The organism is Cumulibacter soli (assembly GCF_004382795.1).
In the GTDB taxonomy this organism is placed as follows: domain Bacteria; phylum Actinomycetota; class Actinomycetes; order Mycobacteriales; family Antricoccaceae; genus Cumulibacter; species Cumulibacter soli.
Genome location: NZ_SMSG01000003.1, coordinates 587,012 through 597,283, shown reverse-complemented (window position 1 = coordinate 597,283; position 10,272 = coordinate 587,012). Strand labels below are relative to the sequence as shown.

Below are 10,272 nucleotides of genomic sequence, written 5' to 3'. Positions count from 1 at the left end.
GGCCTCCTGTTATGCGTGAGCGGTTCCTAGACAGCTCCACTCTCGCAACGGGAGGCCTTCACCCGTCAACAGATCACGCGCGATTCACGCAACAACGTCCCTGGACATCACAGCTAGTCCAGCAGATCCTTGTACAGGTCGGTGGACAGGTAGCGCTCACCGAACGATGGAATGATCACGACGATTTTCTTGCCGGCATTCTCCGGACGAGCAGCGACCTGAGCGGCTGCGGCGAGCGCGGCACCCGAGGAGATTCCGACCAGCAGGCCTTCCTTGTGGGCAGCATCGCGCGCCCACTCCATCGCCGTCGTGGCGTCGATGTCGATGACCTCGTCGTAGATATCACGGTCGAGGTTGTCCGGTACGAAGTTCGCGCCGAGCCCCTGGATCTTGTGCGGTCCGGGGGCGCCGCCATTGAGGATGGCCGACTCGGCCGGCTCGACCGCGATCACCTTAACGTCGGCGTTCTGCTCTTTGAGGTACTTGCCGGCACCGCTGATCGTGCCGCCGGTGCCGATGCCGCTGATCAGGATGTCAACCTGGCCATCAGTATCGGCCCAGATCTCCGGGCCAGTGGTGGCGTAGTGCACCTGCGGGTTCGCGGGGTTGGAGAACTGGCGGGCCTGGACGGCGCCGCGCTCGGTGGCGACCTCTTCGGCCTTCTCCACGGCGCCCTTCATGCCGAGCTTGGGATCGGTCAGGATCAGTTCGGCGCCGTAAGCACGCAGCAGCGCGCGGCGTTCCTTGGACATCGATTCGGGCATGCACAGCACGACCTTGTAGCCGCGGGCAGCACCGACCATGGCGAGCGCGATGCCGGTGTTTCCGGACGTACCCTCGACGATCGTGCCGCCCGGCTTGAGTTCGCCGGATTTCTCGGCAGCGTCGATGATCGAGGCGCCGATGCGGTCCTTGACCGACGAGGCGGGGTTATAGAACTCGAGTTTGGCGATGACCTCACCTTGGCCCTCGGGCACCAGGCGGTTAACGCGGACGAGGGGTGTGCGCCCCACCAGATCCGACACATTGGCAAAAACGTTCATCAGGTCCTCCGTGTACCGCTGCCGATTTACCGTTAAACTTTCAACCACAAAACCCTATCGCGGTTCTCGTCAGTACGCACCCTCCTCCCATGCTTTGATGGCCGCGATGTTTGGATAGGTGCGGCATGTGATGGAGTGCAGCGTTCGATGGCCAAGAGCTAGCGCTGGCGAGCGATCGGAGCGAACCTGAGCACGGTGATCGCGGCGAGCGTTGCTGACTATCTTGGCGACCGATTCTCCGTCGCCGGCGAGTTGACCAGCCTGACGTTGGGGATTGCGGTCGCGCTGGCGGTGCTGGGTGTGGGGGCCAACCTCGTCTGGCGTCAATTGCGGTACTTGGTGACCACTGTCCACGAGATGGGGCACGTCGTAGTCGGCTGGTTCGTCGGACGGACTATCCAGTCGGTGCGGCTCAATCACGACACGTCGGGCCTGACGATCACCCACGGCAGGCAGACCGGTCCTGGAATCTTCCTGCTCTACCTCGCCGGATACCCGGCGCCATCGATCGCTGGCTTCGCTGTCCTCTGGGCGGTCATTTACCAGCACGCAGGCTGGGCAATGTTCCTGTCGTTGATCATGCTGCTCGTCTGCTTGGGGTTGGTTCGCAACGTGTTCGGCGCGTTCATCGTGCTGCTGCAGTTGGCCGCGTTGAGCGCGCTGTGGATTTGGAACGATCCTCGAGTGCTCTCGGCGGTGCTGACCCTGATTGGTTCGGTGCTGTCCCTCGGCGGTCTTCGCGCGTGCCTGGACTTGCTGGCGCTGCAACGGCGGCGGGGCAGTAAGAGTTCCGATGCTGCGGTACTCGCTGCGCATTCGCCGCTGGGTGCCGTGGCGTGGTGCTACTTGTTCGTGGTGTTTTCGTTCGGGCTACTGGTGGTGACCGCGGCAATGGTTGTGGACCAGTCAGCCGCGTTGGGCTGATCGCCACTGATGCATGACGGCATCGGCGTTCACGCGACTGAGGTGTAACGGCGGGCCCGAATGCGGCACTCGGATCGCTTCGCTGATCCGCTCGTTCAACTCGGTAAGCGCACGTCGTACGTCGTCCTCGTCGGTCATCTCATTAATCGCGGCGAGCGTGACCTCGGCGTCCTTACGCAATTGCAGGGTTGGGGGCAGGTAGGCGAGGCCTTCGCGCTTCATTAACTTTTTGACCCACCACAACTCATCGTCGTCCGACAGGTCCAGGGGCTTGCCCTTGCTCGGTAAGTTGTCGAACTTCCCCGCGGCCTCGGCGTCCGCGATCTGTTTGTCGATCCAACTCTGGTACCCGGCCATGAGTTGATGGTAATCCGCCGCCGTGTCGATAGTCCCTACCGACGAGTAGAGGCATTCAGTGACCTGGTTCACGTTCTGGTTAGGATGGTGTCAAGCCCGCCCGCATCAGTTCAGGAGCAGCCGTGAGCCTCACCGAGTCAATCTCCTCCCCACAGACCAACCCCGAATTGGACTGGTCTGCGATCGACAATCGAGCACAGTCGGTAGCACACCTCTTCCGTGACCGCGCAGCACAATCTCCGACGGGCGAGGCGTATCGATTCGCTCGCGGCGAGACGTGGACCTCGCTGAGTTGGGGTGAGACCAAACAGCGGGCGTACGAATGGGCTGCGGGGCTGATCGACCTCGGCGTCCAGCCGCAGGATCGTGTCGCCATCGCCAGTAGTACGCGGGTGGATTGGGCGTTGGCGGACCTGTCGATCATGTGCGCGGCAGCGGCCACGACCACCGTGTATCCGACCACGATTGCGCCTGACGTCGCCTACATCGTCGGCGATTCGGGTAGCCGCGTCGTGTTCGCCGAGGATGACACTCAGATCGAGAAGTTGCGCGCGCACCGCAATGACCTGCCAGACGTAGTGAAGGTCGTGACCTTCGACGGCACGGCGGATGGCGACTGGGTGATCAGCGCCGATGACCTCGCGGCCGCGGGTCGCGCTCGGCTCGAGGCCGACGCGGGATGCGTGGATGCACGGATCGATGGCGTGAGTCCGAGTGATCTGGCGACGATCATCTACACCTCCGGCACCACGGGCCGACCTAAGGGAGTGCGCCTGCCGCATTCGGCGTGGACCTATACCGGCGCGATCGCGACGGCGACCGACCTGGTGCGTCCCGATGACCTGCAGTACCTGTGGCTCCCGTTGGCGCACGTGTTCGGCAAGGTGCTGCTGACTATTCCGATCGCAGTGGGTTCGCCCACGGCGATCGACGGCCGGATCGAGGCGATCATCGACAATCTGGCCGTCGTCAAGCCGACCTTCATGGGTGCCGCGCCGCGGATCTTTGAAAAGGCTCACGCCCGGATCGTTCAGGTCGCCGAGGCCGACGGCGGCATCAAGGCAAAGTTGTTCCGGTGGGCGATCGGGGTCGGTTTGGAGGCCGACGCGGCCCGACAGGCCGGGAAGGAACCTTCCGGCGTGAAGTATGCGCTGGCAAACAAGCTCGTGCTCAGCACTATCCGGGAGCGGTTCGGCGGTCGCATCCGCTTCATGATTTCCGGTTCGGCGCCGCTGAACGTGGACATTGCCCGCTGGTTCGGTGCGCTGGGGATGCAGATCCTCGAGGGCTACGGGCTGACCGAGACAAGCGCGACCGCAACGCTGAACCTGCCCGGGGAGGTCGTCTATGGCAGCGTCGGGCGGCCGACGGTCGGTACGTCGATCCGTATCGCCGCGGACGGCGAAATCCTGGTCAAGGGCGAGCAGGTGATGAACGGGTACCACAACAAGCCGGACGCTACCGGTGAAGCGATCGCCGAAGATGGTTGGTTCCACACCGGCGATATCGGGCACCTGAGCACGACCGGACACTTATTCATCACCGACCGCAAGAAGGAACTGTTCAAGACATCCGGCGGCAAGTACATCGCGCCGTCTCAGCTGGAGTCGCGATTCAAGGGCATCTGCCCACTGGTCAGCCAGTTCATGGTGGTCGGCGCGGGGCGTAACTTCGCCTCGGCCCTGGTGACACTCGATCCCGACGCGATCGCAGGCTGGGCAGAGCAGAACGGTATGGCGTCGGCGTCGTACTCGCAAATCGCGCAGGATCCGCGTACTCGCGACACGATCCAGGGATATGTTGATGAACTTAACGCGGGGCTGAACCGCTGGGAGACCGTCAAGAAATTCGTGATTCTCGATCATGACCTCACTGTCGAGAACGGGGACCTCACGCCCAGTTTGAAGCTCAAACGCGGCGTGGTCGCTGCGAAGTATCGCGGTGAACTGGATGCAATGTACGAATAACCGCCTGGTGGTCGGCGGCTCCCGATAGGGTCGGTCGTAACGTACAGTCGCACGCTGGAAGGAGCGCCGGTTGCCACGGATCAGTCTCAGCAGCATCACTGTTGACGATCAGGACCATGCCCGTACGTTCTATACTGAGGTCCTCGGTTTTCAGATCGATGTCGACGAGTCCGCCGGCTCGGTCCAATGGTTGACCGTTGTCAGCGACGACGAGCCCGACGGCGTACGGCTGCGCCTCGAGCCGATCAGCAGCGCTGACGGACGCTCGATGCAGCGTCGGCTGTACCGGCAGGGGATTGCTGCGACCTCGTTCGAAGTGGACGATATCGACTACGAGTACGAGCGTTTGTCGATGTTGGGCGTTACGTTCCAGAGTCCGCCCACTGACGCGAACGGCGTACGCAGTTGCGTCTTACACGACACCTGCGGGAACTGGATCCGCCTCACCGAACCAATCTTCGATTAGCCACCGGTGCCGTCGACGGTGCCGGTGGGTAACTCCTTATACATGCAGGGTTGCTTCGGTCGCTGATCTGAGGTGCTCGACGCTGACGCCTGGGGCGAGTTCGACCAGATGCAAGCCGTCCTCGGCGACCTGAAGTACGGCGAGGTCGGTGTAGATCCGATCCACCACACGCCGCGCGGTCAATGGGTAGGTGCACTCACGCACGAGTTTCGAGCGGCCGTCCTTCGTGGTGTGGTTCATCATGACGAACACACGTTTCGCACCGACGGCGAGATCCATCGCGCCCCCCACAGCGGGTGCGATCGTCGTGTCGCCGGTCGACCAGTTCGCCAGATCGCCGCGTTCAGAGACCTCGAATCCACCCAGGACGCAGATATCCAAGTGGCCGCCGCGCATGATCATGAACGAGTCGGTGTGGTGGAAGATCGACGCTCCACTCAGCAGTGTGACCGGCTGCTTTCCCGCATTGATCAACTCGGGATCGACAGCATGCGCTGCGGGACTGGGCCCCATACCGAGGATGCCGTTTTCACTGTGCAACAAGATTTCCTTGTCGGCAGGTAAGGCGTCGCCGACCGCAGTCGGCATACCGATTCCGAGGTTCACGTACGAACCGTCCGGGATATCTGCGGCGACCCGCGCGGCGATCTGCTGTTTGCTGAAACCGACGCTCATCGGGGGTACCCGACCTCAACGACGCGGTCGACGAAGATCCCGGGCGTGACGATGTGTTCCGGGTTCAACGCGCCTAGTTCGACGAACTCCCGGACCTGCACGATCGTCGTGGTGGCAGCGCTCGCCATGGTGGGCGCGAAGTTGCGAGCGGCGAGGTGATACGTCAGATTGCCCCAGCGATCAGCCTGGTGCGCATGAATCAACGCGATGTCGGCGCGAAGAGGATCTTCCAGCACGTGCAACCGTCCGTCGATCATCCTCGTCTCCTTACCCTTCGCGAGTTCGCTCTCGGCCCCAGTGGGCGTAAAGAATCCGCCAATCCCGGCGCCGGCGGCCCGCATTCGCTCGGATAGCGTGCCCTGTGGCACCAATTCCAACTCGAGCGAGCCGTCATCCCAACGTCGCTTGAACCAGTGCGAACCGCTTGAGCGTGGGTACGAGCAGATCAGTCGCGACACCCGCCGCTCGCGCAGCAGGGCAGCGATGTCATGTTCACCGGAACCGCCGTTGTTCGTGATGATGGTGAGATCGCTGACGCCCAGTTCAAGCACCGCATGAGTCAATTCGACGGGGACGCCGGCATCGCCGAATCCGCCGATCATGATGCTCATTCCATCGGTGATACCCGAAACCGCTTCGGCCAGGGTGCCCACGCGCTTGTCGATCACTAGCCACTCCAGGTCGTCGAATAGTTCACCATGCTAACGACAGCTGCGAGCAGGATCGGTCAGGCCTCCGGTATCGGGGGCGGCTCGCGGTGGCGATAGCGGGTTGCCGGCTCAGCGTCGTTCAGCGTGATCTCGGCGGGGAAGTCACCGTACGCCCGCGGATCTTCGATCGGCTCGAGGTGGCACGACACCTCGACGTCCGCGAACTGTTCTCGGATCGCCGCCTCGATGTCCTCGATGAGATCGTGACCCTTCCAGACGCTCCAGTTGCCCGGAACCAGCACGTGCATCTCGGCGAACCGTTGCGCTCCGGCCACGCGCGAGCGGAGCGCGTGAATGTCCACGTCGTCGGTGCGGAACCGCCGGACGATTTCAGCGAGTTGACGGTTTTCCTCCTTGGGCCAGGAGACATCCATCAATCCTCCGGTCGACTCCGAAACCAGACGGAATCCGGCGATCAGAATGTTCGTGCCGACCACGATGGCGATCACGGGGTCGAGCCACAACCACCCTGTGAGTGCCACCAGAAGCACGCCGATGACGACGCCAACCGACGTCCACACGTCCGTCAGCAGGTGAATACCATCTGCCTTCAGCGTGTGCGAGCGGTGCTCGCGCGCGGCGCGCAACAGGACCACGGCCACGACACCATTGATCAGCGAGGCGAGGACCGAGATAAGTAGACCGAATCCGACGTTCTCGATCTCGCTCGGCGTGATTAACCGCTCGACCGCGGAATAGATGATGAACGCCGCGGCCAAGAAGATCATCAGGCCTTCGAGCCACGCCGAGAAGTACTCCGCCTTCGAGTGTCCGAAGTTGTGGTTCTTATCGGCTGGTTTTGCCGCGATGCGCAGCACCACCACGGCGACGATCGCGGCGACGAGGTTGACCACCGACTCGGCGGCGTCCGAGAGCATGCCCACCGATCCGGTGATCAGATAGGCAAAGTATTTCAGCGCGATGACGACGATGGCCGTGCCGACAGACAGCCACCCGTACCGCGTCAGGTCGCGGGGTGGCTGCTGATGTGGATTCGACGACGGCACGAGGTTGATTATGGCGCCTCGCACGTCGATGTGCTGAGTTGGCCACGCGCCCAGCCCCGTGATACAACGGCCGCGAGCAGTAGTCCGATGCGGTACCCGACTACGACGAAGGCCGCGCGAACAAGAGAGGTGTGCACATGCCAATTCCGCAGTTCGTCGTCGAGTTGCGGAAGCACATCGGGCACGCGCCACTGTGGCTGATCGGGGTGACGGCGGTCGTCCTGCGTCGAGTAGACGGGCAGCAGCGCGTGCTGCTGGTGCGACGGGCCGACACCGACGAGTGGGCTCCGGTATCGGGAATTGTTGAACCCGGGCAGGAGGTTGCCGAGGCCGCAGTACGCGAGGTTGCCGAAGAGGCCTGCGTGCGCGCCGAAGTGGATCGGTTGGTGTGGGTTTCTACAGGCGCGCCAGTTACCCACGTCAACGGCGATGAGGCCCAGTACGTCGACCACACATTCCGGATGACCTACGTCGATGGTGAGGCAGCGGTCGGTGATGATGAAAGCACCGAAGTGCGCTGGTGGCCCGTTGATCGATTGCCGCACATGCGAGCGGTATTCGCAGATCGGATTGCCGTGGTGCTGGCCGATGAGCCCGAATGCCGGCTCGGGCCGCTGCGCGATTAGGGACTCGTTGACCTAACCCATTCGTGCACGCTGATGTTTAGCACTGCTAACGTGACGCGAGTTTACTCGTGAAACGGAGGTACGCCATGACCGCACATGTTCGGATCGCTGGCGCCTACGAGCACCCTGGACGTCACTTGCCAGACCACTCGGCCGCTCAGATCCACGCTGAGGCTGCGATTGGGGCATGTGCAGACGCCGGAATCACGCTCGGAGACGTCGACGGTTACTTCTGCTCGGGCGATGCGCCCGGTTTCGGTTCCTTGTCGATGGCCGACTACATGGGCCTGACGCTCTCGTACGTCGACCACACGGAAATCGGCGGCAGTTCGCCGGTCGCGCAGGTAGGGCACGCCGCGGCTGCCATCGCTGCCGGAAAATGTTCGATCGCGCTCATCACGCTCGGCGGAAAGCCCCGCACGGGTGGCACGCAAGCAGGTGCGCCACGACCTGACGCGCCGGAGTACTCCTTCGAGGGTATTTACGGTCTTACGACCCCCGGCGGCTACGCCTTGGCCGCGCAGCGGCACATGCACGAGTACGGCACGACTGCTGAGCAACTCGCTGCTATCAAGGTCGCCGCGTCCAAACACGCCAAGCACAACCCGCAGGCCTTCCTGCCGAAGGAAGTCACGATTGAGGATGTGCTGAACTCGCCCATGGTCAGCGACCCGCTGCACCGTCTGGACTGCTGCGTGGTCACCGACGGCGGAGGTGCACTGATCGTGGTCAGTGCCGAGGTCGCCAAGCGACTTAATCGCCAGTCTGTCGCCGTCCTCGGTCACGGCGAGTCGCCAAAGCTAGCCGACAATGGTCGCATCGATCTGACCTACACCGGCGCGCGATGGTCAGGTCCGCGCGCGTTCGAAGAAGCTGGTGTCAAGCACAAAGACATCGACTACGCGAGCATCTACGACTCGTTCACCATTACCGTCCTGGAGACGATCGAAGATCTCGGCTTCTGCAAGAAGGGACAGGGTGGCGCCTACGTCGCCGATGGTGCACTTGAGGCACCGGACGGCGCATTGCCGTTCAACACCGATGGCGGCGGTTTGTGCAATAACCACCCCACCAACCGCGGTGGCATCACGAAGGTCATCGAGGCCGTTCGGCAGTTGCGCGGCGAGGCGCATCCGGCCGTTCAGGTCAAGGACTGCGAGATTGCGCTGGCCCACGGCACCGGCGGCAACCTCGGTAACCGGATGGGATCGGCGACGCTGATCCTGGGAAGGGAGTAGGGCGATGAGCCAGAATCAACTACCGGTCCCAGCGGCTGTCATCCACCCGGATGCGCGCGGCTACTGGGAAGGCACCACCCGTGAGGTCATCGTGCTGCAGCGTTGCGATGACTGCGATACCGTCATCTGGTTTCCCCGCGCGATCTGTCCGCGGTGCTGGGGCAGCAAGCTATCGAACTTCGAAGCGTCCGGTCGCGGCACCGTGTACAGCTGGACTCGTACGAACAAGGGAATGGCTGACTACCGAGACGCCGGCCCGTACATCCTGGCCTATGTCGAGTTGGCCGAAGGCCCCCGGCTGATGACGAACCTCGTTGGGTTCGACGGCGACCCGAAGATCGGTGACGCCGTGCAGGCGACGTTCGACAAGATCGACGACGAATCCGCGCTGTTGCGGTTTGGGCCCGCGTAGGGCTTAAAACTTACTAACGATCCGCGTCGTTGGTGGGCTTTGCTGCTCGCCGGCGGCGCGGTCGTGGTTTCTGGGCCCGCGCCGCATCGGTGAGGGCGCCATAGAGCGCCATATCGACCAGCTCATCGGCGATTGCCTCAGCCGATTTGGGCCCGTCGGGATCAACCCACAGCACAGAGAAGCCGATGAGCCCGATGAATCCTTTGATCACTACCGGGGTGATATTGCGCAACTGACGGCGACGCACGGCGCGCCGAAAGGTCGCTGCGACGAGTTCCTCGTAGTCGGCGCGAAGTTCGTTCACGCGTTCGCCGTACGCGCCGCTGAGCGCGTGCGATTCGCGTAACCAGACGATACATTCGACTCGCCGGTTGCCGACTAGTTCGACGTGCTTGCGCGCGATCTCGCGCAGTTGTTCCACCGGATCGGCGATGCTGGCGACGATGCTTTCGGCGGTCGCGATTGCCTCGTGTACATGCCGAACGGAGACCTCATACAGAAGTTCTTCCTTCGAGCTGATGTGGTAATAGAGCGCACCGCGTTTGATTCCGACACCCCGTTCGATGTCGGTCATGCTGGTGCCGTGGAATCCGTTGTCAGCGAAGCACCGGGCGGCCTCGGCGAGTAGACGATCTTTCGTCGTTGCCTTCTGTGCGTTAGCAGCTTGCGCAGTCACCGCTCACCTCTTGCCTTACCCGTTGGTAGCAACATACTGGCCAGTCGGTATGCGTGCTCGTTAGGGATGATCGTCGTTGCGATTGGAGAAGTCAACAGTCCTCGATAGCCGACATAGTGGCGATCAATCGAATCGGCAATAGTCTGTCCATTCATTTGGAGTGCCGTCTGC

The 10,272-nt window shown here is 62.6% G+C and carries 12 protein-coding genes; 6 read left to right on the top strand and 6 right to left on the bottom strand.

Translation table 11 applies throughout. The features are described from left to right. Positions 1 to 113: 113 nt before the first annotated feature. A complete protein-coding gene (cysK, locus tag E1H16_RS09590) occupies positions 114 to 1,043 on the bottom strand; it encodes a cysteine synthase A (RefSeq protein WP_134323468.1) in 930 nt (309 codons plus the stop codon). Between the two features lie 195 nt (positions 1,044 to 1,238). On the opposite strand from cysK, the gene E1H16_RS09585 reads away from it, so the two are divergent. Next, positions 1,239 to 1,967 (top strand): M50 family metallopeptidase, encoded by a 729-nt coding sequence (locus tag E1H16_RS09585; protein ID WP_166741691.1) that lies wholly within the window; start codon positions 1,239 to 1,241, stop codon positions 1,965 to 1,967. Here E1H16_RS09585 and E1H16_RS09580 read toward each other — a convergent pair. Then, positions 1,950 to 2,324: a DnaJ family domain-containing protein gene (locus tag E1H16_RS09580; RefSeq protein ID WP_134323464.1), complete on the bottom strand. Its 375-nt coding sequence runs from the start codon at positions 2,322 to 2,324 to the stop codon at positions 1,950 to 1,952. The two genes, E1H16_RS09585 and E1H16_RS09580, sit on opposite strands and share 18 nt — an antisense overlap. A 122-nt stretch (positions 2,325 to 2,446) precedes the next feature. On the opposite strand from E1H16_RS09580, the gene E1H16_RS09575 reads away from it, so the two are divergent. Both E1H16_RS09575 and E1H16_RS09570 read left to right on the top strand, forming a co-directional pair. After that, a complete protein-coding gene (locus E1H16_RS09575) occupies positions 2,447 to 4,291 on the top strand; it encodes an AMP-dependent synthetase/ligase (protein ID WP_208378959.1) in 1,845 nt (614 codons plus the stop codon). 70 nt (positions 4,292 to 4,361) lie between these two features. Continuing rightward, the gene (locus E1H16_RS09570; protein WP_134323462.1) at positions 4,362 to 4,757 is read left to right on the top strand and encodes a VOC family protein; all 396 of its coding nucleotides are present in this window, start codon (positions 4,362 to 4,364) and stop codon (positions 4,755 to 4,757) included. Between the two features lie 36 nt (positions 4,758 to 4,793). Here the strand turns inward: E1H16_RS09570 and E1H16_RS09565 are convergent, their stop codons facing one another. Genes E1H16_RS09565 through E1H16_RS09555 form a run of 3 tightly spaced genes read right to left on the bottom strand, consistent with a single transcriptional unit; the run spans position 4,794 to position 7,149 of the window. Next, positions 4,794 to 5,432 carry a 3-oxoacid CoA-transferase subunit B gene (locus E1H16_RS09565; protein WP_134323460.1) on the bottom strand — a complete coding sequence of 213 codons (639 nt, stop codon included), beginning with the start codon at positions 5,430 to 5,432 and terminating at the stop codon, positions 4,794 to 4,796. Further along, positions 5,429 to 6,100, bottom strand: a complete 672-nt coding sequence (locus E1H16_RS09560) for a 3-oxoacid CoA-transferase subunit A (protein WP_134323458.1) — start codon at positions 6,098 to 6,100, stop codon at positions 5,429 to 5,431. The genes E1H16_RS09565 and E1H16_RS09560 overlap by 4 nt, the downstream gene beginning before the upstream one ends. 59 nt (positions 6,101 to 6,159) lie before the next feature. Next, a complete protein-coding gene (locus E1H16_RS09555) occupies positions 6,160 to 7,149 on the bottom strand; it encodes a cation diffusion facilitator family transporter (protein ID WP_134323456.1) in 990 nt (329 codons plus the stop codon). 137 nt (positions 7,150 to 7,286) lie between these two features. Here E1H16_RS09555 and E1H16_RS09550 point away from each other — a divergent pair, with 137 nt between their 5' ends. The 3 genes from E1H16_RS09550 to E1H16_RS09540 all read left to right on the top strand — a co-directional run bounded on the left by E1H16_RS09550 (position 7,287) and on the right by E1H16_RS09540 (position 9,425). Beyond that, positions 7,287 to 7,775, top strand: coding sequence for an NUDIX hydrolase (locus E1H16_RS09550; protein WP_134323454.1), 489 nt, complete (start codon positions 7,287 to 7,289; stop codon positions 7,773 to 7,775). An 86-nt stretch (positions 7,776 to 7,861) separates the two neighbouring features. Further along, on the top strand, positions 7,862 to 9,013 hold the full coding sequence (locus E1H16_RS09545; RefSeq protein ID WP_134323452.1) for a thiolase domain-containing protein: 1,152 nt from the start codon (positions 7,862 to 7,864) through the stop codon (positions 9,011 to 9,013). Between the two features lie 4 nt (positions 9,014 to 9,017). Then, positions 9,018 to 9,425, top strand: coding sequence for a Zn-ribbon domain-containing OB-fold protein (locus E1H16_RS09540; protein WP_134323450.1), 408 nt, complete (start codon positions 9,018 to 9,020; stop codon positions 9,423 to 9,425). A gap of 13 nt (positions 9,426 to 9,438) precedes the next feature. Here the strand turns inward: E1H16_RS09540 and E1H16_RS09535 are convergent, their stop codons facing one another. Continuing rightward, positions 9,439 to 10,101 carry a TetR/AcrR family transcriptional regulator gene (locus E1H16_RS09535; RefSeq protein WP_134323448.1) on the bottom strand — a complete coding sequence of 221 codons (663 nt, stop codon included), beginning with the start codon at positions 10,099 to 10,101 and terminating at the stop codon, positions 9,439 to 9,441. Positions 10,102 to 10,272 lie beyond the last annotated feature (171 nt).